The organism is Marinitoga piezophila KA3 (assembly GCF_000255135.1).
GTDB lineage: Bacteria > Thermotogota > Thermotogae > Petrotogales > Petrotogaceae > Marinitoga > Marinitoga piezophila.
On record NC_016751.1, the window covers coordinates 1,524,749 to 1,549,019 of the forward strand.

The 24,271-nt window shown below is 30.6% G+C and carries 22 protein-coding genes; 13 read left to right on the plus strand and 9 right to left on the minus strand.

The genetic code is table 11. From position 1 onward, the window contains the following. Positions 1 to 99 precede the first annotated feature (99 nt). Complete coding sequence (locus tag MARPI_RS07195; RefSeq protein WP_014296929.1) at positions 100 to 1,404, plus strand: nucleotide sugar dehydrogenase; 1,305 nt, start codon at positions 100 to 102, stop codon at positions 1,402 to 1,404. Then, positions 1,401 to 2,474, plus strand: coding sequence for a Gfo/Idh/MocA family protein (locus MARPI_RS07200; RefSeq protein ID WP_014296930.1), 1,074 nt, complete (start codon positions 1,401 to 1,403; stop codon positions 2,472 to 2,474). The genes MARPI_RS07195 and MARPI_RS07200 overlap by 4 nt, the downstream gene beginning before the upstream one ends. A gap of 51 nt (positions 2,475 to 2,525) precedes the next feature. On the opposite strand, the gene hpf is transcribed toward MARPI_RS07200, so the two are convergent. Further along, a complete protein-coding gene (gene hpf / locus MARPI_RS07205) occupies positions 2,526 to 3,071 on the minus strand; it encodes a ribosome hibernation-promoting factor, HPF/YfiA family (protein ID WP_014296931.1) in 546 nt (181 codons plus the stop codon). A 106-nt stretch (positions 3,072 to 3,177) separates the two neighbouring features. After that, positions 3,178 to 3,735, minus strand: coding sequence for a nucleotidyltransferase family protein (locus tag MARPI_RS07210; protein ID WP_014296932.1), 558 nt, complete (start codon positions 3,733 to 3,735; stop codon positions 3,178 to 3,180). A gap of 66 nt (positions 3,736 to 3,801) precedes the next feature. On the opposite strand from MARPI_RS07210, the gene MARPI_RS07215 reads away from it, so the two are divergent. The 9 genes from MARPI_RS07215 (at position 3,802) to MARPI_RS07255 (ending at position 15,523) form a co-directional block, all read left to right on the plus strand. Beyond that, complete coding sequence (locus MARPI_RS07215) at positions 3,802 to 5,019, plus strand: sugar ABC transporter substrate-binding protein (protein ID WP_014296933.1); 1,218 nt, start codon at positions 3,802 to 3,804, stop codon at positions 5,017 to 5,019. Further along, complete coding sequence (locus MARPI_RS07220) at positions 5,009 to 6,952, plus strand: ABC transporter permease subunit (RefSeq protein ID WP_014296934.1); 1,944 nt, start codon at positions 5,009 to 5,011, stop codon at positions 6,950 to 6,952. The genes MARPI_RS07215 and MARPI_RS07220 overlap by 11 nt, the downstream gene beginning before the upstream one ends. A 23-nt stretch (positions 6,953 to 6,975) precedes the next feature. Continuing rightward, complete coding sequence (gene ade / locus MARPI_RS07225; protein ID WP_014296935.1) at positions 6,976 to 8,697, plus strand: adenine deaminase; 1,722 nt, start codon at positions 6,976 to 6,978, stop codon at positions 8,695 to 8,697. 72 nt (positions 8,698 to 8,769) lie between these two features. Continuing rightward, entirely contained in the window at positions 8,770 to 9,849 is a 1,080-nt protein-coding gene (locus MARPI_RS07230) for a BMP family ABC transporter substrate-binding protein (RefSeq protein WP_014296936.1), read from the plus strand. A 93-nt stretch (positions 9,850 to 9,942) separates the two neighbouring features. After that, positions 9,943 to 11,493 (plus strand): ABC transporter ATP-binding protein, encoded by a 1,551-nt coding sequence (locus MARPI_RS07235; protein WP_014296937.1) that lies wholly within the window; start codon positions 9,943 to 9,945, stop codon positions 11,491 to 11,493. Positions 11,494 to 11,498: 5 nt separating this feature from the next. Further along, entirely contained in the window at positions 11,499 to 12,644 is a 1,146-nt protein-coding gene (locus MARPI_RS07240) for an ABC transporter permease (protein ID WP_198029609.1), read from the plus strand. Continuing rightward, a complete protein-coding gene (locus MARPI_RS07245; RefSeq protein WP_014296939.1) occupies positions 12,641 to 13,564 on the plus strand; it encodes an ABC transporter permease in 924 nt (307 codons plus the stop codon). Before MARPI_RS07240 ends, MARPI_RS07245 begins: the two co-directional genes overlap by 4 nt. Before the next feature lie 30 nt (positions 13,565 to 13,594). After that, entirely contained in the window at positions 13,595 to 14,095 is a 501-nt protein-coding gene (locus MARPI_RS07250; protein WP_014296940.1) for a biotin transporter BioY, read from the plus strand. A gap of 153 nt (positions 14,096 to 14,248) precedes the next feature. Continuing rightward, positions 14,249 to 15,523 carry an ArsB/NhaD family transporter gene (locus MARPI_RS07255; protein ID WP_014296941.1) on the plus strand — a complete coding sequence of 425 codons (1,275 nt, stop codon included), beginning with the start codon at positions 14,249 to 14,251 and terminating at the stop codon, positions 15,521 to 15,523. A gap of 20 nt (positions 15,524 to 15,543) precedes the next feature. On the opposite strand, the gene MARPI_RS07260 is transcribed toward MARPI_RS07255, so the two are convergent. The 6 genes from MARPI_RS07260 to MARPI_RS07285 form a co-directional block, all read right to left on the minus strand. After that, the gene (locus tag MARPI_RS07260) at positions 15,544 to 16,710 is read right to left on the minus strand and encodes a MalY/PatB family protein (protein WP_014296942.1); all 1,167 of its coding nucleotides are present in this window, start codon (positions 16,708 to 16,710) and stop codon (positions 15,544 to 15,546) included. Between the two features lie 68 nt (positions 16,711 to 16,778). Further along, complete coding sequence (locus MARPI_RS07265; RefSeq protein WP_014296943.1) at positions 16,779 to 17,978, minus strand: hypothetical protein; 1,200 nt, start codon at positions 17,976 to 17,978, stop codon at positions 16,779 to 16,781. Positions 17,979 to 17,983: 5 nt separating this feature from the next. Beyond that, positions 17,984 to 18,988 carry a galactose-1-phosphate uridylyltransferase gene (gene galT, locus MARPI_RS07270; RefSeq protein WP_014296944.1) on the minus strand — a complete coding sequence of 335 codons (1,005 nt, stop codon included), beginning with the start codon at positions 18,986 to 18,988 and terminating at the stop codon, positions 17,984 to 17,986. Positions 18,989 to 19,002: 14 nt separating this feature from the next. Continuing rightward, positions 19,003 to 20,460 (minus strand): glycogen synthase, encoded by a 1,458-nt coding sequence (locus MARPI_RS07275; protein WP_014296945.1) that lies wholly within the window; start codon positions 20,458 to 20,460, stop codon positions 19,003 to 19,005. Positions 20,461 to 20,491: 31 nt separating this feature from the next. Next, positions 20,492 to 21,106 (minus strand): MBL fold metallo-hydrolase, encoded by a 615-nt coding sequence (locus MARPI_RS07280; RefSeq protein ID WP_014296946.1) that lies wholly within the window; start codon positions 21,104 to 21,106, stop codon positions 20,492 to 20,494. 19 nt (positions 21,107 to 21,125) lie between these two features. Next, complete coding sequence (locus MARPI_RS07285) at positions 21,126 to 21,734, minus strand: CBS domain-containing protein (RefSeq protein ID WP_014296947.1); 609 nt, start codon at positions 21,732 to 21,734, stop codon at positions 21,126 to 21,128. A gap of 113 nt (positions 21,735 to 21,847) precedes the next feature. Between MARPI_RS07285 and MARPI_RS07290 the strand changes: the two genes are divergently transcribed. Both MARPI_RS07290 and MARPI_RS07295 read left to right on the plus strand, forming a co-directional pair. Further along, complete coding sequence (locus tag MARPI_RS07290; RefSeq protein WP_014296948.1) at positions 21,848 to 22,726, plus strand: DegV family protein; 879 nt, start codon at positions 21,848 to 21,850, stop codon at positions 22,724 to 22,726. 17 nt (positions 22,727 to 22,743) lie between these two features. Then, positions 22,744 to 23,970: a replication-associated recombination protein A gene (locus tag MARPI_RS07295; RefSeq protein ID WP_014296949.1), complete on the plus strand. Its 1,227-nt coding sequence runs from the start codon at positions 22,744 to 22,746 to the stop codon at positions 23,968 to 23,970. Here MARPI_RS07295 and MARPI_RS07300 read toward each other — a convergent pair. After that, positions 23,967 to 24,203, minus strand: a complete 237-nt coding sequence (locus MARPI_RS07300) for a S4 domain-containing protein (protein ID WP_014296950.1) — start codon at positions 24,201 to 24,203, stop codon at positions 23,967 to 23,969. The two genes, MARPI_RS07295 and MARPI_RS07300, sit on opposite strands and share 4 nt — an antisense overlap. Between the last annotated feature and the right edge of the window lie 68 nt (positions 24,204 to 24,271).

A 24,271-nucleotide genomic window follows, 5' to 3' on the forward strand; every position in this document is an offset into this window, starting at 1 on the left:
TTTTTAATTAAATTATATTGACACATTCTTTTTTTTATGATATAATTCACTCAGTGAATGAAAATAAATTCAAAATTTTATATATTCGGAGGGATGAATATGAGTTTAATGGAAAAGATTCAAAACAAAACAGCAAAAATAGGGGTTATTGGACTTGGTTATGTTGGATTACCTTTAGCAGTAGAAAAGGCAAAGGCAGGTTATAACGTTATTGGCTTTGATGTTCAGGAAAAAAAAGTTGAAATGGTTAATAAAGGTATTAATTATATTGGTGATGTTGTAAATGAAGAACTTGAAGATCTTGTAAAAAAAGGAAAGATTACAGCTACAACAGATTTCGAAAAATTAGCTGAATGTGATGCAGTAATGATCTGTGTACCTACTCCTTTAAATAAATTTAAGCAGCCCGATTTGCAATATGTTGTTGCTTCTACAAAAGAGGTTGCAAAAAGATTGCATAAAGATATGCTGGTAACCCTTGAAAGTACAACATATCCTGGAACCACAGAGGAAGTAATGCTTCCTATATTAGAAGAAACAGGATTAAAGGTTGGTAAGGATTTCTATCTTGCTTTTTCACCAGAAAGGGTAGACCCAGGAAATTTAAGGTTTAAAACAAAGAATACACCAAAGGTAGTTGGTGGCGTAACACCAGAATGTACAAAACATGCTAAAGCGTTATATGAAAATGTTCTTGAAGCAGAGGTATTTGCTGTTTCAACACCAAAAGAAGCAGAAATGGCAAAGATTTTAGAAAATACATTTAGAATTGTAAATATTGCGCTTATTAATGAAATGGCTGTAGTTGCAAAAAAACTTGGAATTAATATCTGGGAAGTTATTGATGCAGCAGCTACAAAACCATTTGGTTTTATGCCTTTTTATCCTGGGCCAGGTGTAGGTGGTCATTGTATTCCAATAGATCCATTTTATTTAACATATAAAGCAAGAGCTGTTGATTATCATACAAGATTAATAGAAATGGCTGGAGAAATAAATGATGCAATGCCTGAATATGTTGTTTCAAGACTTCAGGATATTTTAAACGATAGAAAGAGATGTTTAAATGGAGCAAAGGTATTATTGCTTGGTGTTGCTTATAAAAACGATATAGATGATTTAAGGGAATCACCTGCATTAAAGGTTATAGAACACCTTGAAAAGAAACATGCAGATATTATTATTCATGATCCGTATATTCCAGAATTTACACATGAAGGAAAAACATATAAGAGTGTGGAATTAACAAGAGAGCTTCTTGAAAGTGTAGATGCTGTGGTATTAACTACTGCACATTCTAATGTAGATTATGAATTTGTGCTTGAACATGCTCCATTCTTATTTGATACAAAGAATAAAACAAAGAATATAGAAAAGAATAAGGATAAGGTGATATTATTATGATTCGACTGGCATTAATTGGTTGTGGTAGAATTGCTACTAAAAAACATACAGAAGCTATAATAAAGAATAGCGAATTATTTGAGCTTGTAGCTGTTGTTGATCCTGTAAAGGAAAAGGCAGAAAATATTGCTAATATAATAGAAGAAGCGGGATTAAAAAGGCCAGAAGTATATACTGATTATAATGAAGTTTTAAAAAGAGAAGATATAGATATGGTATCCATAGCTACAGAAAGTGGATATCATTATCAGATTTCTATAGATGCAATGTGCAATGGAAAACATGTGCTTGTTGAAAAACCTATGGCATTATCCACAAAAGAAATGGACCATATGATAGAACTTTCAAAAGAAAAGGATTTAAAATTAGGTGTGTGTTTTCAGAACAGATTTAATCCACCTATTCAGGAGTTAAGAAAAAAACTTGAAAATGGTGATTTTGGAAAATTGTTGCATGGACAGATTTCCATAAGATGGAACAGGAATAAATCATATTATGAACAGGCACCATGGAGAGGAACGTGGGAGCTTGATGGTGGAACATTAATGAATCAATGTACTCACGGAATAGACCTATTACAATGGACATTTGGTGAAATAGAAGAGATTTCTGGTAGAATTGAAAACTTTAATCATCCATATATTGAAGCAGAAGATTTTGGAAGTGCAATTATAAAGTTTAAAAATGGTGCTGTGGGAATTGTAGAAGGAACAGCAAATGTTTATCCAAAGAATCTTGAAGAAACATTGTCTGTGTTTGGTGAAAATGGAACGGTTGTAATAGGTGGTCTGGCAGTAAATAAAATAGAAACCTGGAGATTTGATGGTGAAGAATCACATCCATTTCAAAATTTGCCTGATCCTGATACTGTTTATGGTGCAGGTCATGTGCCGCTTTATAAGGACTTTTATGAAGCTATAATAAATAATAGAAAACCATATATTTCTGGAGAAGATGGAAAAAAAGCTGTTGAAATTGTACTTGCAATTTATAAATCTTCTAAGGAAGGAAAACCAGTAAAATTTCCATTTGAATTTTCAACACTTGAGATGAAGGAATATTTTAAGTAATAATAAAATAAAAATGTCGGGCTGAAAATCAGCCCGACTTATTATTATTTATTATTCTTCAAATTCTATTAATCCCAATGTTCCGTCTTTTCTTTTGTAAATAACATTAACTTCTTCTGACTCTGAATTTCTAAATACAAAAAATTCGTGTCCCAATAATTCTAACTGTAATATCGCTTCTTCTAATGAGAACATACTCATATCAAATCTTTTTCTTTTTTCAATTTTGCTGAAAAGTTCATCTTCATCATCTAATTCTACAGGTTTAACATCTTTTAATGGGTTTGGAGCATCGTGATTTTGTAATTTTCCTTTTACTTTCTTTAATTTTCTTTCAAAAGCGTCAGAAACTTTATCTATAACCTCGTAAAGGTCTGTCCCCCTTTCTTCTACTTTGAAAATACTGCCTTTAAATTTAAGATGTGAAGTGACCTCAACCTTATAAGTTTCTCTGTCTTTTTCTACCCTAATTTCTGTTCCCATTAACAAATCATCGTGTTTTTTGAACATTCTGTCGATTTTTTCCATTCTCTTTTCTAAATAATCTTCAAGAGCTTTAGTGAGCTCAATGTTTTTTGTGAATAATTTGTAATCCATAAGAACACCTCCTTTGGAAGATCCCTAACCACATCTCCTACTATAATAATAGCACTTTTTTTAAAAAAAGTCAAATTCTCTTAATAAATAGTTTTCTTTAAAGTAACTAAAGGGGAGTGTCTATGTCAAAAACGGGCATAGGTATATTAATTTCTATTTTTTCTACTAATTCTGGTTGTTTATATATTATCTGTTTTATACCGGCATCGCCTGATAAATCTAAAACATTTTTATATAATTGTTTATCAATTAATGTTGGAAATCCTTTTTGTCCCTGATAATACGGAGCAACAATAGGTTTTTTAGTATTTTGATATAAAATTTTTTCAACTGTTTCTTTTGTGATTAGAGGCATATCTCCAAGAAATATTAGAGTTTTGTCATAATTATTGTTTAAAGCATATTGTATTGCTGTTTTTACTGAAGAGGAAATTCCTTTTTTATATTCGTGATTATAAATGATTTTGAAATTAGAATAGTCTTTGAAATGATTTTCTATTTCATTCCAATTTTCATTTACAACAAGCAATTTATCGAAAGCATATTGATTTAACAAATCTATGGTCCATTGCAAAAGTGGTTTGCCATTGTAATTATATATAAGTTTATTGCCTTTAAATCTCTTTGATAAACCTGCAGCAAGTATAACTCCCAATATTTTCATTTTAAAAAACCTCCAATTTGATGTATAATTATGTTAACATTATATCACAGATTAAGGGGGTTGTTTATGAAAAGGTTTTCAGTTTTAATACTTTTTGTCTTAATGATTACATTTTTATTTGCCGGTGAAATTACTGTATGGTTTGAATATGAAGGTTTTGATCAATTTGAAGATATTGTAAAATCATTTGAAAAAGAGAATCCTGGAATCACTGTGAAGGTGATAAGACAGCAAAAAATATCCTCGAAATTATTTACAGTTTTTAGAGGAGATGGAGATATTCCTGATATTGTTTTAGTAAAAAATGATGAGATAGGGAAGTTAACAGATGCAGGATTATTAGAAAATATAGATGCATTAAAAGATAAATATGGAAAATCATTTATAAAAGGCTCATTTGATGCATTTAAAATAGAAAAACATATTGTTAAAGATGGAAAATCTATTTCTAAGGAAGTACATTATTATGGCATACCATTTTATTTTGATACACAGGTATTATTTTATCATTATAAAACCTTTTATGATGCTGGATTTCCTTTGGAATATGGACATACATTTGAAGATTTATTGTTTGCAAGTTATGCAGTGGAAGAAAAAACAAAGGGAAAAACACTTGGGCTTGCATGGGGCGCCAATTCGCCTTATTGGTTCCCACCTTTCCAATGGGCATTTGGAAAAGAAAATTTAATGGAAAATGGAAGAATAATAATAGATGATGATAATACCTATAATGCAATTTCTTTTATATTTACAACAGTTGCAGGAGGTAGTGCTCATCTCATAGAAAGGCAGGGGCTTGTTTCTGGATTTAAAAAAGGCAAAATAGCAGCCATGTTTTTTGGGACCTTTATGATTCCTGATTTTATTAAATCCGGTATAGAGTTTAAAATATTACCATTACCATATATAAAAGAAGCAGGAAATTATATGACACCTGTTCTGGATTACAAAGGTTTTAGCGTTATAAAAGGGAAATTAAATAATGATGTTGAGAAATTTCTTGAGTATATTTCAAAGAAAGAATCTCAGATTACATTTTGTAAGGACTTATACAAATTTCCTTCTTCCAAAAGTGCTTTTGATGAATTGAAAGAAAAGGATGAATATTTTAAGGTTGCCTATATGTCTGCGGAAAGAGGAAAGGTTTTGCCAAATTCCGCATATTTTAAATCAAAATACTGGCAGGGAATACGAACGATGATGACATTAATTCTTAAGCAAAAAGATGAAATGGATGATTCTATTATAGAAAAAACACAGAGGTTTATGGATGAAAAATAAAAGTAAGTATATTCTTTTATTACCAGCGGTATTTTTAATAACCTTTATTTTAATAATACCAATGTTTTCGATCTTGAAAACATCATTATATACCTCACCGTTTGGTGAGAATGGGGGTTTTGTTGGTATTAAGAATTATATAGAGGTTTTAAAAGACTCTGGAATGTCTATAGCTGTAAAGATTAGTTTCATATGGTCTGCTATTATTTCTTCAATAGTGATGATAATAGGTATTTTAATAGCATATTTGATAGAGGAAAAATTTAGAAATAAAAAATTGGTTTTCTTTTTAACGATGCTTCCATGGATAGTACCGTCTTATATAGGTGTATTGATATGGAGAGCTTTAATATATGGATATGGAACAGATTCTATTATAAAAAATATTTTTCATATTAATACAAATATATTTACAGATGTATTATCTGGATTTGGATGGGGGGTTTTTGTAAGTATCTGGCTTGAATTACCGATAGTAATAATGGTTTTAATTTCTGCATATCAGGAAGTTCCAAAGGAATTATATTTTGCAGCAGAGATAGATGGTGCCAACTCATTGAATACTCTTATTAATATTACTATTCCATATATAAAGCCAACGATTATTGCATGGTTTCTGATAATATTTGCTGCGCATTTTAAGGACTTTACTGTTCCATTTCTTTTAACAGCAGGAGGACCACCATTATTGGACGGAATAGGTAGTCATAGTATTGTTGGTATTACAACAACTATGGGAATATTCAATTATTTTGTTTCAAATACGTATTATGATTTTGGAATAATATCAGCTTATAGCGTTATTTCAGCGTTTTTTGTAATGCTTATAGCTTTTATCTTTCTTACCAGAAGAACTATATCTTTAAATAAATTTATAACCTTTGTTATAGCCATAAAGGTTCTTACCTATATGTTTAATCATAATATAGTATTATTGCTATCTGCGGCAATGTATCTTTTGTTGCTAAAAAACAGAAAATTATTTGGAATAATAGTATTTGTAGATTTTGCAATAATGATGCTAAGCATAAATCATTATGGATTCTGGAAAGGATTTGATTTTGTTCCTATAATAGGATTAATGTGGCTGATTTTTAAAGAAAAAACGCCTGTATTGCCACAAATTAGATTTAACATGACAAATTATATGAGATATATTGTATTGGGAATATTAATTTTAAGTATATTATTACCATTATGGAGCATAATAAATATATCTCTTTCCGGAAATAACGATATAACAATGAACCTTTTACCGAAAAATGCAACATTTGAAAATTACAAAAGGATATTCACAGAAGCAAATATAGATTTAAACTTAAAAAATACATTTATTTTATCCACACTAACAGCAATATTAGTACCATTAACTGCGTATCCTTTAGCATTGTTTATATCAAAAAATAGAATGGGATGGATATTGCCTATACTTATATTTATGGATTTTCTTGGAGGAGTGCATTCTATTATAGCTTTATTTATGGTCTTTAAGAAATTAAAATTATTGAATTCATTATTTGGGCTTTCATTGGTGTATACAACACATACATTGCCAATGGCCACATTCCTCATAAAAGGATATCTCGATAAGATTCCAAAGGAAATAGAAGAAACAGCCATAATGGATACATCAAGAATAAAATCATATTTTTATATATTATTTCCATTGTCTATTCCATCAATACTGGTGTCTTCATTGATAGGGTTTATGAAAAGCTGGAATGGGTTTATACCATCATTGATGTTATTAACAAAAGACAATTTATATCCAATATCTGTTAAACTATATTCCTTTATAGGAGAACCGGGAACTTCATATCCGCGTTGGGATTTATTTGCTGCATCATCGGTGCTTAATATGATATTCCTTGCAATGATATTTATAGCCATTAGAAAACCATTAATGAATGGGGTGTTGAAAGAAAGATATTAATTGAAATATAGGGGGGAAAATAGATGAAAATAAAGGATATTATTCCTGTGGCATTGGGAGAGGAAATGCCAGATGTATTGATAAAAAATGCGAAATTGGTAAATGTATTTACGGGGGAAATAGAGGAAACTAACATTGCATTATTTAGAAAAAGAATAGCAGGTATAGGGGATTATAATGAGGGTAAGGAAATAATAGATCTTAAAGGAAAATATATACTTCCAGGGTTTATTAATGCTCATTTGCACATTGAAAGTTCAATGTTAGCCCCAAGACAATTTGCTAAAGCAGTATTGTTAAGAGGAACAACAACGGTAATAGCAGATCCGCATGAAATATCAAATGTATTAGGATTAGATGGTCTTGAATATATGATAAAATCCACAGAAGGAATTCCTTTAAATGTTTATATAGCAATACCTTCTGCTGTTCCGGCGACCAATATGGAAACAACAGGAGCCAGATTAGGACCAGAAGATATGGTGGGATTTGTGGATACATATCCCAATAGAATAATTGCCCTTGGTGAGGTTATGAACTTTCCTGGTGTGCTAAATAGAGATCCTGAATTATTGACAAAGATAGAAATCTTAAGACATAAATATAAAAAGATAGATGGGCATGCACCAGGAGTAACAGGAAAAGCATTAAATGCGTATATAGATGCATTTATTAGATCTGATCATGAGTGTTCTACAGAGCCAGAAGCTTTGGAAAAGATAAGTAAAGGCATGCATGTGTTTATAAGAGAAGGAACAGCAGCAAAGAATCTCGATGATTTGATTGGTGCTGTAAATATTATGAATCACCACAATTTTTCCTTCTGTACAGACGATAGGGAACCGTTGGATATTTTACATGAAGGCGATATAGATTATCTTGTAAGAAGAAGTATTCAAAAGGGTGTAGATCCTATAATAGCAATAAGAATGGCAACAATAAATACAGCAAGATATTTTAATCTTAGAAGCATGGGTGCAATAGCACCGGGATATAAGGCTGATATGATAGTTGTTGATGATTTAGAAAACCTCAATATTAGAATGGTTATAAAGGATTCTAAAGTGGTTGTGAAAGATGGAGAATTAGTAGATGAAATGAAAGGGCTATATGATGACCTTCCAAAACGTTTTGGAAAGGTTATATTGCCAGAATTTTCAGTGGAAGATTTGAAAGTAAAACCTGAAAGCAATAAAATGAGAGTAATAGAAGTGTTTGAAGGTTCGCTTTTAACCAAAGAGTTAATAGTAGAACCAAAGGTAGAAAATGGTGTAGTAGTTTCTGATATTGAAAGAGATATAATTAAGATAGCTATTTTTGAAAGACATACAGGTTCAGGATTTTCAAAAGGGTTTGTTAAAGGATTCAAATTAAAAAGCGGTGCAGTTGGAACCAGTGTAGGTCATGATTCTCATAATATTGGAATAATTGGTACGAACGATGAGGATATGTATATTGCAGCTAAAGAGATAGAAAGAATGAATGGTGGTATGGTTGTTGTAAAAGATGGAAAGGTATTATCTCGTGTTCCGTTGCCAATAGCAGGTCTTATGGCAGATAAAGAATTGTTTGAAGTTGTTGAGGAATTGGAATATCAGGAAGAGCAATTAAAGAAACTTGGAGGAATAAAAGAGGTGTTTATGACATTATCCTTTATACAATTAGCAGTTATTCCAGAATTAAAAATTACTGATAGAGGTCTTGTAGATGTGAATAAACAGAAGTTCGTGGAATTATTTGTTTAAATTGAATTTTACCGTGAATAGTCTTTATGATATAATTTAATTAAATTTAGAATCCGAAAGGGAGGGATATATATGAAAAAGTTATTGGTTATTTTAATGGTTGTATTGCTTGGTATTACCTTATTTGGTAAGGTAAAGGTTGCGTTGTTAATTAATGGTACTCTTGGAGACAAATCATTCTTTGACTCAGCAGCAAGAGGAGTAAAATGGGCAGAAGAAAAATTAGGTGTAGAAGCAAAGATTATTGAAATGAGTTATAATCCAACAGAATGGGAACCTACATTGGAAGATATTTCTGATCTTGGAGAATATGATTTAATTATTGTTGGAACATGGCAAATGGTTGAATTATTACAGAGAATAGCTCCAATGTATCCTGATCAAAAATATATAATTTATGATGATGCAGTAGATTATTCACAGGGAAATCTTGATAATGTATATTCCATCACATATAAACAGAACGAAGGTTCATTTTTAGCTGGTGCAATGGCTGCAATGGTTTCAAAATCAGATAAATTTAAATATTCATTACCAGATAAAAAGATAATAGGTTTTCTTGGCGGTATGGATATACCTGTTATTAATGACTTTTTAGTAGGTTATATTGAAGGTGCAAAATATATTGATCCAGATATGAAAGTATTAATTTCATATGTAGGTGTATGGAATGATCCGGCAAAAGGTAAAGAATTTACATTGTCCATGTACAGGCAGGGGGCAGATGTTGTATTTGCAGTAGCAGGTGAAACAGGAAATGGCGTTTTGGCAGCAGCAAAGGATATGGACAGATGGGCAATTGGAGTTGACTCAGATATGCAATTATTATATGAAGAAAAAGATATGGATATAGTAAAACATACAATAACATCAATGCTTAAAAACGTAGATTATTCTTTATATAAATCAATAGAAATGTTCATAGAAGGGAAATTACCTTTCGGAAAGGCTGAAGCATGGGGATTAAAGGAAAAAGGTGTAGGACTTGCCGATAACAAGTATTTCCAGCAGGTTATGTCTGTAGATCCATGGATATTAATAAAATTAAAGGACATTGAACTTGGAATTATCAGAGGAGATATAAAGGTTCCAACTGCATATGGAATGAGCAATGAAGAGTTAAACAAAATTAGAAATTCTGTAAGACCATAATAACATAAAAGACATATAATAAATTATAATCTGGGGCTACGCGTAGCCCCACTTTTATTAAATTTTTAATTTCATTTAGGAAAGGTGAGAGGTATGAGTGAATATGTCCTTGAAATGAGAAATATATGGAAGGTATATCCCAATGGAGTTACTGCAAATAAAGGAGTAGATTTAAAGGTTAAAAAAGGCGAAATTCACGCATTGCTTGGTGAAAATGGAGCAGGAAAAAGTACATTAATGAAGATATTATTTGGTTTTGAAAGAGCTACAGAAGGCGAAATATATTATAATGGTGAAAAATTGGAGAATCATACCGCAGATAAAGCCATTGAATTGGGAATTGGTATGGTTCATCAGCATTTTATGCTTGTTCCTTCTTTGACAGTTGTGGAAAATGTAGTTCTTGGAATGGAACCCACAAAAGGTTTTTCAATAGATTTAAAAAAAGCTACAGAATTTGTTGAAAAGGAAATGAACAAATATGGATTACCTGTACCTTTGCATGAAAAGGTAAAGGATATCAGTGTAGGTATGAAACAAAGGGTTGAAATTATAAAAACTCTCGTTCGTGGAGCAGATTTAATTATTCTTGACGAGCCAACAGCTGTATTAACTCCACAGGAAACTGTGGAATTATTTAAAGCGTTGAAGAATCTTACTGCTGCCGGGAAAACTGTAATTTTCATTACTCATAAATTAAATGAAGTTAAGGAAATTGCTGATAGAATTACTGTTTTAAGAAGAGGTAAAACAGTAGGAGAGGCAGAAGTAAAGAATATAACCGAAAAAGATATGTCAAGAATGATGGTTGGTAGAGATGTGGATTTGAATATAGAAAAGAAACCTGCACAACCAGGAAATGTTGTTTTAGAAGTGAAAAATCTTCACTTTACAAGAAATGACGGAGTAAAGATGTTAAAAGGTGTATCTCTCGCTTTGCGTGAAGGTGAAATTCTTGGTATAGCCGGTGTAGAAGGAAACGGTCAAACAGAATTAGTTGATATAATCACCGGTATGGAAAAACCTGAAGATGGAGAAATCTTCGTCTTCGGAAAAAATATGAAAGATAGCGATAATCCACATGAATTTAGAAAAGCTGGTATGAGTTTTATACCTGCAGACAGAATGATTTGGGGAGCTTCAAAAGAGGATACAATAGAGGAAAATCTTATAAGCGACAGATTCTATAAAGAACCATTTTCCAAACGAGGAGTATTATCGTATAAAGCAATAACAGAAAATGCAAAAAAAATGATAAAGGAGTTTGATATTAGAACAGACGGCCCTAAAACTGCTGTAAAAATGCTTTCAGGAGGAAATATCCAGAAAGTTGTTGTAGCAAGGGAATTTACTGCAAATTCAAAGATTATTATAGCTGATCAACCTACAAGGGGTATTGATATAGCAGCTGCAGACTTTATAAGAAGACGACTTGTAAAAGAAAGAGATAACGGTGTGGGTGTTCTTCTTGTTTCCGCAGATTTAACAGAATTACTTGAAACTTCGGATAGAATAGTGGTTATGTATCATGGTGAAATAGTGGCAAAATTTGATGATGTATCACAACTTACAGAAACAATACTTGGTGAGTATATGCTTGGTATAAAAAAGATGTCAGCAGAAGAAATGGGTGATAAATCATGAAGGGTATGAAAAGATATGAAGTTTATAGAACTATTATAGCAATACTCATAGCTCTTGCTTTAGGGTATGTATTAATACTTCTTTCTGCTATACCAAAAGGAGACATGGCATTTTCAGAGAAATTAAAGGTTGCTATTACAGATGCAAATGATGCATTTGTAAAGTTTTTGACACTTCCTGTTGCAAGGCAGAGAAGAGGACACTGGCAATTTAATCTTAGAGGTTTCATTCAATGGATTAATGAAAGTGTTCCTATAATGATTACAGGTCTTGCTGTTTCGTTGATATTTACAGCGAAACAATTTAATATAGGTGCTGAGGGACAATTATTCCTTGGTGCTGCCATAGCAAGTTTTGCAGCAATATACTTTCCGGCGATACCAATTCTACATCCTATTGTTGTTATTCTTGTTGCTTCATTGGTAGGAGCTGGATGGTCAGCAATACCTGGTTATTTAAAGGCAAAGTGGAATGCATCTGAAATAGTAACTTCATTAATGCTTAATTATGTTGCATTATATATGGGATTATTTATAATCAAAGTATTTTTAAGAGATCCCAATGCAGGTCAATTGGTATCTTATAAATTTAAAGAAACAGCTATGTTATACCTTTTAAATTCAAGATATAGATGGCATATAGGTATATTAATAGCTCTTGCAATGAGTTTACTTTTCTGGTTTATTATGAAAAAAACAACATGGGGTTATAAGGTAAGATTAATCGGTAACAATAAGAACTTTGCATATTATTCAGGAATAGACACACAAAAGACATTGTTCCAGGCTCATGTTGTAAGTGGTGCAATTGCAGGAACAGCAGGTATTATTGAGTTAATTGGATATCACGGTAGATTTTTATGGTTGTTTTCTCCAGGATATGGATGGGACGGTATAATTATTGCCACATTGGCAAGAAATAACCCGTTATATGTACCACTAGCCGCTTTATTCCTTTCTTATATCAGGGTAGGAGCAAAAACAATGGGAAGATATACAAATATACCACCGGAAATGGTATCGATTTTACAGGCAACTATAATCTTACTTGTAACTGCTGAGGCATTCCTTTCAGGAATGAGACAAAAAGCTATAGAAAAAGAAGCAAAAAAATCAGAAAATGCCATTGCGAATGGTGGTGAAACAGCATGAATGGAGTTTTAAGTTCTATATTATCGTGGGATTTTTTATCAGCTGGAATCAGGGTAACAACGCCGATATTATTGGCAGCTCTTGGTGCATTAGTAGCTGAGCTTGCAGGAACGCCTAATATAGCTCTTGAAGGTACAATGCTATTTTCTGCTTTTGTTGGAGTAATAATCAGCGGATTTACACAGAATATATGGTTATCTATAATAGGTGCATTAATAACAGGTTGGGTAATGTCATCAATACTTGCGTATTTTTCTTTAAAATTAAAAACAGATATAATAATGGCAGCAATTGCTTTAAATATTTTTGCAAGTGGTGGAACTGTGTATGCACTGTATTTATTAACAGGCGATAAGGGTTCATCAGCTTCTGTTAAATCGCTTGTTTTACCAAATATAGATATACCTATAATAAAGGATATACCTATTTTGGGAAATATTTTAAGTGGGCATCATGTACTTACGTATGTTGCGGTATTAATGATATTCCTTGTTCAGTATATGTTATATAAAACACCTCTTGGTTTGAGGATTAGATCAGTTGGTGAATCACCTGATGCTGCACGTTCTGTTGGGATTTCTGTATTTAAAACACAATATACAGCCCTTGTAATTAGTGGTTTATTAGCAAGTTTAGCAGGTGTGTTTTTATCCATGGGTTATGTTTCATGGTTTGCAAGGGATATGACAGCAGGTAGAGGGTTTATAGCCCTTGCTGCTCAGGCGTTAGGTGGAACTTCTGCATATGGTGTAGCGTTAGGTTCATTATTGTTTGGTTTTTCAGAAGCTCTTTCATTCTCTTTGCAATTCTTAAATATTCCATATGAAGTAACGCAATCAATGCCATTTTTAATTACTGTTGGCGCATTGGCGTTTTATGCATGGAATAAGGTTAGAGAAAGTAAGGAAAAAATCTTTTAATTTAATTAAAGATTAAAGGAGGTTTTCGGGGTGAGTAAAAAACTTTCTTTGTTAGGATTATTTACCGCATTTTTAATTGTTACTGCGTGGATAAAAATTCCAACGCCATTTGGTGTGCCGTTTACCCTGCAGGTATTTGGAATTATACTTTCTATTTATTTCTTAAAAAAAGATGCATGGAAGGTTGTTTTGATTTATGTAATGCTTGGTATGCTTGGGCTTCCTGTATTTGCAGGATTTAATGCTGGGATAGCAACAATCTTAGGTCCAACTGGTGGATATATAATAGGATTCTTATTGGCTACTGTTGTTGCATTTTTGCCTTTTGAAGGGATATTAAGAGGAATTTTAGCCTTGATAATAATTTATGTATCAGGCGTATTAGGATTAATAATGAGGTTGGATATAAATTTAATTAAAGCAATTCAAATAGGTGTTTTACCATTTATTGTTTTTGATGTTATCAAGGTTGTACTTGGATATTATACATATGTACTTACAAAAAAATATAATATAGAAATTGTAAAATAATCTTTGTATAATAGCCTCTTCTATTAAAGAAGAGGCTATTTTTAATTTGTAATACTTTTTTCTTTTTATTTAAATCTTTTCGAAAGATTTTCATTATATTAGAGGAATAAGATATAAATGTTTTTTGCCTTTTATTAAAGAAAGGGGGATAAAATGACTATAAACGGTATTTTAGTTCTGGTAATAGTTGGATTGGCGTATCTGTATATTATTTTTGGAAAAAAGAACAAACCTGTGGTAGTTTTTAGTCTGGCTTTATTGATTTCTGGATTAAGATTGGTAGAAGGGTTAGATGCAGAAAACTTCAGTCATGTTGTGGATATTGATACATTGGGATTATTAACAGGTATGATGATGATAGTAGCTTTTTTAAGTAAGTCTGGTTTTTTTGAGTTTTTTTCTATTAAGATTATAAAGCTTGGGGGAAAACGATTCTTTTTAACAATTACAATGTTGATGATAATAGTAGCGTTAACATCAGCATTTTTAGATAATGTAGTTACTATTCTTGTTATGGCGCCTATGATTTTTTTAATAGCAGATATGCTTGAAATTAGTCCTATACCATTGATAATGCTAACTATTTTAATGGATAATATTGGAGGAGCTGCAACATTAATAGGTAGTCCTTTAAACCTTGTTATAGGTTCAATTAGTGGATATTCATTTAATGATTTTATTGTAAAAATGGGTCCTGTATCTATTCTGGCTTTCATAGGAGTATTGTTTTATTTTAAAAAGCATTTGAGAGTAGACGAAAAAACATTAAAAAATATAGCTAAATTAAATGAAATCGATGAAAGAAAAGCTATTACTGACAAAAAAATGATGATTTATTCATTAATAGATTTTATAATAGTAATTATATTATTTATTTTGCATTCTACTTTGCATTTAGAATTAGCTGTTATAGCACTTTTGGGTGGTTCTATTTTAGTATTTAAATTTGCAAATGGATATGAAGATGTTGCAAAGGATATAGATTGGGATATGCTATTCTTTTTTGCAGGTTTGTATATGACTTCATATGCATTGGAAGAAATAGGATTTACGGAAAAGATTGCGAATATGTTTATTCCACTTGAATCCAATCAATTACTGCTTATAGGTGTTTTTTATTTAATAGCTGTTATTACAATTCCAATTTTAAATAATGTACCATCGGCATTAATTCTGGCACCTGTTATAAGAATACTTGTAAATCAGGGTATTACACCTGTGTTATGGTGGGCTTTTGCAATAGGAGCAAATTTTGCTACCAGTTTAACCCCATTGGGAGCTGTTCAAAACCTGGTTGCAGTTAATTATCTTGAAAAGAATTTAGGAAGAAAGTTTGGATTTATTGAATATATGCGATGGAAGATAATACCAGTTTTAATATCTCTGGTAATTGGATTAATATATGTAGGATATTTATTATATATGTAAAACTGAGGCCATTAGAGGCCTCAGTTCAATTTATTAATGGCGTATTCAATTTGCTTACAGGCTCTTTCTACAATTTCTCTGGATGTTGCGATATTCATTCTCATAAAACCTTCTCCACCAGGACCAAAGGTATCGCCAGAATTAAAACCTACCTTCGCTTTTCTTTCCAGGAATCTTTTTAAATCATCCTGTTTCATATTTAATTCTCTGAAATCCAGCCAAACCAGGAAGGTGCCATCAGAATCAATCACTTTTACCTGTGGAATATTTTTTTCAAAGTATGACTTTACAAATTTATAATTTTCTTCTATATATTCCATAACTTCATTTAACCAATCTTTTCCGTGTTTATATGCAGCTTCTGCTGCGACGAGACTTGAGATATTTTGTAAATATAAACCAGCTTTTTGAATCCATGCTTCAAATGTGTTTCTTAATTTTTCATTTTTTATAATTGCAAAAGAATAATGAAAACCAGCAATATTAAATGTTTTGCTTGGAGCCATTAAAGTTATAGTTCTTTCTGCAATTTCATCAGAAAGTGAAGCAATTGGTATATGTTTTGAATTTTTAAATACAAGATCAGCATGAATTTCATCGGAAACTATTAATACGTCATGTTTTATACATAATTCTCCAATTTTTTCCAATTCTTCTTTTGTCCATACTCTACCAACGGGGTTATGAGGACTGCATAAAATAAACATTTTTGAATTTTTAAGTTTTTCTTCTAAATCTTCAAAGTCTATTTCATATTTATTATTTTTCAATACTAATTCATTTATTAAAAGATTTCTGTTATTATTTTTTACAGAACTCATAAAAGGTGGATATACAGGTGTTTGAATTAATATATTATCTTTTGGTTTGGTGAATAACATTATTGAAAAGTTTAAAGAGGGTATTACGCCATGTTCTGATAAAATCCAATCTTTTTTTACTTTCCAGGAATGTTTATATTCAAGCCAGTTTATAATATTTTCTTTTAAACTTTTTGGTTCATAAGTATAACCAAAAACGCCATGGTCTATTCTTTTTTGTAAAGCTTTTATTACTTCTTCAGGTGCTTTAAAATCCATGTCCGCTACCCACATGGGTATTACTTCATTATCAAAGAATAAATCTGTTTTCCAATCTTTCCAATCCCATTTAATAGAGTTTGTGTTTTTTCTTTCAACAAATTCCATTTTCTTCCCCCCATTTTTTTATAAATTAAAAGATTTTACCGGGCTTTCTGCCCGGTAAAATAAAAGTATTAAAATTCATTTATTACACTAAATTCTATTTTATCTTTAAATTCGTCATTAAATGAATCATAATATTTTGTATATAACATAAATAAATTGTTTGATACAGGATAACCTACAGAAATTTCGGCTGATGTATTTTTATCTAACCAATTATTAATATCTTCTAATGATTCCATAGGTCTATAGTATTTTCCAATAATAATTAGAGGAAATTCTTCAGAAGGTATTTGTGCATATAATGAGCCGGTAATTTCAGGATTTTGAACCTCAAAAGTTTTTGTTAAATCATAATGTAATCTTCCATTTGCATTTATAATATTTCCAAGATGAATATCAATTTCATTAATTCCACCAAATCTAATGGTATCATAATTTAAAATGTCGTAAGCTGTATCAGGATTTTCAAGGTTATTTTCATATTCAACATTTACAAATCCCAATTTATAATAAGGCATCTGTATAACTACAGGAAGTGATTTTAATGTTATTATACCTAAATTTAAAATTCCTCCTGCACCAGCGCCATAACCATTAACTGTTGTTGAGTCAATTGTAGAAGAGATATAACCAGCTTCCCCACCAATTTTTAAAATACCTTCTCCGAGATATGCACTTACACTACCGAGGACATCATCTCTTAAAGGTTTTATATCTTCTTTTTCCATGGTTTTACCGCCAAAAAATTCAAGGTTTATAAAGCCAACATGTGTTTTTAATATTCCATAGTATAAATAACCGCTCTGACTATAATTTACAGGAATAATTGAATCCAATGAATAAGGCATATGAACTTCTGCTTTTATATCTTCATTTATAAAACCTAAGTCTAAAGCATTTTTGAAGTTATTAGTATAATTATACATTAATATACCCAATCCTGCAGTTTTAGGATATGAAATTCCATATCTGAAATATAAAGGTCCAATTCTTAATTTTAATAAATTTATTGTTAATCCTGATAAAATATTATCTGTTTCTTCCATATTTGGAGTTCCATAATATAATGAACCACCAATTTCTTTTTGATATGCATTAAGACCCAACCCAAGCCCAAAAGAATCATTTTCGAAAACACCATTAATAGAATATAAAAGATAATCCTGTCCGTTTTCAGATACTGTGTTGAAATATGGTTGAACATAAAATTCCCCAAAGGATAAAGTTGCTAAAATGCCGATCAATATAATAGATATAAGTTTTTTCATGATATCTACCTCCTCTGTTTTTTTAGATTTTTTGCTGCAACTTCAGGAGATATTGAGTTTATAAAGAAACCTGATCCCCATTCAAATCCTGCAGCATGTGTTAGGCGTGGAATTAATTCAAGATGCCAGTGATAAAAGTTATTATTTAAATTATCAAAGGGAGAGGTGTGTATCATATAATTATATGGAATGTCTCCCAATAAAGAATAAAGATTATAAACAGTATGCTGCAAGATTTCAGCAAAGCTTTTAACTTTTTCAGGGAACTTTCTTAAAATTCCAAAATCAGATGAATGTTCTTTGGGAATTATCCATGTTTCATATGGAAATCGTGGGGCAAAAGGTTCAAATGCAATAAAGTGTTCGTTTTCTTCGATTATTCTGATATTATCTATTTTTTCCTGTTCAATTATAGAACAAAAAATACATTTTTTCTTTAAAGAGTAAAAATTTTTTGCACCTTTTAATTCTTCTTCTATGTATATAGGAATTATAGGAGTTGCAATTAATTGGGAATGTGGATGTTCTAAAGATGCTCCGGCATCGCTTCCATAATTTTTAAATATCTGTATGTATTTTATTTTTTTATCTTTTTTTATTTCGTTGAACCGTATTAAATATGCCCATATAATTTCTTCAACTTCTTTTTCGGACATATTATATATTTTATGATGGTGTTTTTGTGATTCAATTATTACTTCATGATAACCATATCCATCTAATGAATAATATATGCCATTTTTTTTGAATTTTGGTGATATATCAGGTATTACAGCAGGGAATTTATTTGGAACTACTCTTATCCACCAGTTTTCATCATTGGGTTTTGAATTTTCAGGTTTAAATGCCAGTATTTCTGGTGGAGTTAAATGTTCATTTCCCTTATCAAAAGGGCAAAATATTTCTTCGGATATTTCTTTTCTTTCAATTTTTTGAATAGGGCGATTTGAACGTTCTGAAGATATTATCACCCATCTGTTTGTTATAGGATCTTTTCTATATTCTGGCATAAAACCTCCCTGCCCTAGACTTTTTTAGCCAAAGCTCTTTTATACAAATGTATGTATTCTTCAGCAGATTTATCCCATGAAAAGTTACTATTCATAGCGTTTAAAACAACATTTTTCCAACATTCAGGTTTTCTATAATATATATTAAGTGCTTTTAAAATTGCAACCAATAAATCTGAAGAATGGTAATTATAAAATCCAAAACCGTTGCCTATATTTTTTTCACAATTAAATTCTTTTACTGTATCAGCCAGACCACCTGTATATCTTACAATGGGTATTGTACCATATCTCATGGAGTACATCTGTCCAAGGCCACATGGTTCATATCTTGAAGGCATTAAAAACATATCGCTTCCAGCGTATATTAATTGAGCTAATTTAATATCAAATCGTATATTTATTGACAATCTATTATTATATTTGTTCTGAAATTCCTTTAATTGTTTTTCAAAACGTTCTTCTCCTGTTCCAAGAATTATTACCTGAACATCTAAAAGAGTTAAATAATCGAGTATGTCGGCGATTAAATCTATGCCTTTTTGTTCTACTATACGGCCTATAAAACTTATTACAGGAATATTTTTATTTTCTGGTAATCCCAATTCCTTTTGAAGTGATAATTTATTTTTGTATTTATTTTCAAGATTTTCTTTACTGAAATTATATGGAATATTTTTATCTGTTTCAGGGTTTATTTTTTCATAATCAACACCATTTATTATTCCGTACAAATCATTATTTCTAACCTTTAATACACCATCTAATTTATACCCGTATTCTTCTGTTTGTATTTCTTCTGCATATGTTTTACTTACTGTATTAATTATATCGCTGAAAAGTATTCCACCCTTTAGAAAATTAATTTGACCAAAAAATTCAAGTGCATCGATATTGTATAAATAGCCCGGTAAACCTGCAATACTTAATATATCAGGTGGAAAGATTCCCTGATAGCCTAAATTATGAATAGTAAAAACAGTGGCTATTTTTGATAATACATCATCATCGCGGTAATTGGTTTTTAAATAAACAGGAATTAACGCTGTTTGCCAATCATTCAAATGAAGTAGATTTGTTTCTGGCAAATAATTTTTTATAAATGAAATTACTGCGTCAGAAAAATACGTTGTTTGATGTTCTTTATGAGGATATTCATATACGTCATCTGTTGAAAATAATTCTTCATTTTTTATCAGATATACAGGAATATCTGTATCTGGAAGAAAGGATTTAAATACAGAAAATGAATATTTAAAGGAATGACTGAAAGGATAAAGATTTTCCGCAACCTTTTCTAAAAGGTACCCTTTGCTTTTTATATTTTTTTCTGCAACTTTATGAAATGGCATAATAATATTAAGTTGGTCTGTATATTTCTTAATATATTTTGGCAATGTTCCCGCAACATCAGCAAGTCCGCCAACCTTCGCGAAAGGATCAACCTCATATGAAACAAAAGAAATATTCATATATCCCACCCCTTATATAATAATAAAAAGATTATTTAACCTTATATGGTGTATCATGAGTGAATATTACGTAATCAGACTTTTCCGTCCATTCTTTTACTATTTCTGCAACTTTATCTGTTCTCAAATTTCTCATAATATCATAAAAATCTATTTTTGTCATACATATATCTCCAGGCAAAAAGAGATTTCCGAAATTTTCACTTTCTATAAATAAAGATACATGTTCTTTTGAGTGGTAAGGAGTATAAATTACGGTAATGGCATTAAAAAGTTTTTCGCCACCTTTAAAAGTTTCCACGCGACCTTCCCAGGAATCAACCATTTGTTGATAAGCCTGACCAATTAAAGGACCGAAGTTTCGATAATTTTTTCCTTTATAATTTTCATGAATTCTTATTGTTGCATTAGGGAAAAATATTGAATTGTATGCATGATCAAGATGAACATGTGTAAGTACTATATCAGTAATTTCTTCTGGAGGAATATCTAAATTTTCTTCTATATCCTGGATTGTATGGATATGGCCGGGGTCTATTAAAACCTTTCTATTTTCATCTTCGAGTAAAAATACAGAAGAAAATGTTCCATGTACCCTTCCAGTAATAGTTAACAAGCCACCATCGAGTATAATCCTGAATTTCATATTTTCCCTCCTTTAAATATTAAGCCTCTTCGTAAATTCCATCATATTCTATATCATTATCATCAAGTATATTAGAAACAGCATTAACATCCTTTAGAGATAGTTTTACAGAAATCATACGTCTGGTTTTATTTATTTTACATGTAGTCATGGAAAGTATATTTAAATTATTATTGCTGAAAGTTTCAACTATTTTTTTTAATTGTCCAGGTTTATCGTCGAGAGTAAGTATAACTTTTGTTCCAGCTTCATTTAATGCTGTAATATTCACCATTGCACTGATTATCTCATCAAATCCAAATAATCCCACAGGATTCATATCATAATCTACAACGGGTAAAACTTTGAATTTAGTTTCCATCATTGTAAGAAGTACGTCTTCAACTAAGTCATCTTCATATAAAAAATCTTCAATAGGATCAAAAACATTAATTAGAAATTCATCGCTATCATATTCTCTTAAAATAGCAATATCTTCCTTTCTAATTGAAGAAAAAAGAGTCCCGTTTTTTCTTAAAATAAGTATTATATCAATATCTTTTTCGAAAAAAAGTTTTATTGCATCATCAATGGTATCATCAATATTTAATGTTTTAAAATCATTCCTCATCCATAATTTGACATACATTCTTATATCCTCCTTAATACTCTTTTATTATAATTATACACCAAAATATATGTTTTTTATGTTATAATGATATTGCCGACTTTTATACAGTAATTTTAAGGAGGAAATTAAAAATGAGTGAAAAAGAAAAAATAGCTATTGTTGCTGATTCTGGTTGCGGTATTCCAAAAGACATTGTTGAGAAATACGATGTAAAAATCATTCCTTTAAGAACTATCATCGATGGTAAGGAATATAATGAAGGTGAATTTTCTCAGGAATTTTTATACGAAAGAATGGATAATGGGGATGTGAAAACATCTCTTCCGAATCCTGATATTATAAGGAATACATTTGAAGAATTAATAAGAAACGGTAAAAAAAGAATAATTACATTTAATCTATCAGGGAGTATGAGTGGAACGTTTAATATATTTAGATTAGTTTCAAATGAAATTATGCAAAAATACGAAGATGTGGAGATAGTAAATATTGATACATTAAACATTTCTATTGGTGGAGGTTTGGTTGCATATAGAGCGGCGCAAATGATATTTGAGGAAGGAAAATCATTTGAAGAAGTTGCAAAGTGGGCTGATGAGTATAGATTTAAGTCAAAGATATTCTTCGTTATTCCAACATTGAAATATCTTGCCAAAGGCGGAAGAATAGGTAAGGTTTCAGCCAAAATAGGTGAAATGTTAAACATAAAACCCATTATTTCCAATAGTGATGAAGGAATATATTATACTGTTACAAAGGTTCGCGGATTAAAACGTTCATATGATAAAGTTTATCAGGAATTTTTAAAATTTGTAGATGGAAGAAAACATATGGCGGCAGTTTATATAAGTGGAACATCAAAAGAATTGGAAAAATTACAAAAAGATTTTGTAAAAAAGATTGAATCTTTGGAAAATAATATAGAAGTTCTTGTTGGTAAAGTTTCAAGCACTATTGGTGTTCATTCTGGACCGGATATGTTTGGAATAGCTGCATTAGTTCTTGAATAATTTGAAAGGGGTTTAATGTGAATAGGCCTTTATACGAAGAATTAAGACCAAAAAATCTGGAAGAGATAGAGGGAAATGATGAATTAAAAAAGATTTTAAAAAGATGGATAAAAACAAATAAATTAAAGTCGTTTGTTATATATGGACCACCGGGGTGCGGGAAAACCACGGTGGTTTCTGCGTTTTTAAATGAACTGGATAAAAATAAATACGAAATCCATAAAATTTCTGGAGCATTAGAAGGAGCAAAAACATTAAAAAATATAATTAATACAAAAAATCCCCTTTTCCAGAAACAAATTGTATTATTTGTTGATGAAATTCATCGCTTAAATAAGGCAGAACAGGATGTATTATTATTGCATGTGGAAAATGGAGACGTGGTTTTAATAGGCTCTACAACAGAAAATCCTTCTTTTTCCTTAAATCCTGCTTTGCGTTCGAGGGTATTGTTATTTGAAATAAAACCGTTAGATACAGGAGAAATAAAAAATATTTTGGAAAAAATAAAGAAGAAATATAATATGACCTATTCGGAACAATTGCCAGAAATTCTTAAAGAGATATTTGGTCATGATATAAGACAAATGATAAATATATTAGAAGCTTTAATTGACATAGGAGAAAAAAATATAACCCCTGAAACGTTAAGTAAAATAAACTCTTCGTACAGGGGATTTTCAAAAGAAAATAAATATGATGCTATTTCAGCTTTTATAAAGAGCATTCGTGGAAGTGATCCTGATGCGGCGGTTTTTTATCTTGCATATATGCTCGAAAATGGAGAGGACCCTGTATATATAGCAAGAAGATTAATGATTCTTGCAGGTGAGGATATAGGACTTGCGGATCCGATGGCATTAAATATAGCAGTTTCAGCATTTATTGCTACAAAAGAAATTGGCTATCCTGAATGTTTATATCCTTTAACAGAAGCAACGTTATATTTATCATCAGCGCCAAAATCCAATACTGTAATGAAGACATATTTTAATGCTAAAAATGCAATAAATGAAAAATTTGAAATTCCTTTGAAATTGAGAAATCCAGTAACTAAATTTATGAAAAATAAAGGGTATGGCAAAGAATATAAATATCCTCATGATTTTGGCGGTTTTATAAAAGATACGTATCTTCCTGATAAATTGGAAAATAAACAATTCTTTAATCCCAGAGAAATTGGTTTTGAAGGGAAAATAGCTCAAAGATTAAAAAAGTTATGGAAAGGTATTAAAGACTATTAATCTTTATTATCGTTAAAAATTTCATTTATAATTTCGATTTTATAGTTATCTGTTACTTTAAAAATTATTTTTTTGTTGTATAATATTATGCTGATTATGTCACCAGGTTTTACTTCGTACGAAGGTTTTAATGTTTTTTCATTTTTTAATATTTTACCAGCCTTTGCCAATTCATTGGCTACAGTTCTTCTTTTGATAATTCTATTTACCTTTAAAAATTTATCCAATCTCATAAAAACACCCCCAAAAATATATTAATTGAAAAAATTCCTTGACATAAAAGACTAAAATAATTATAATA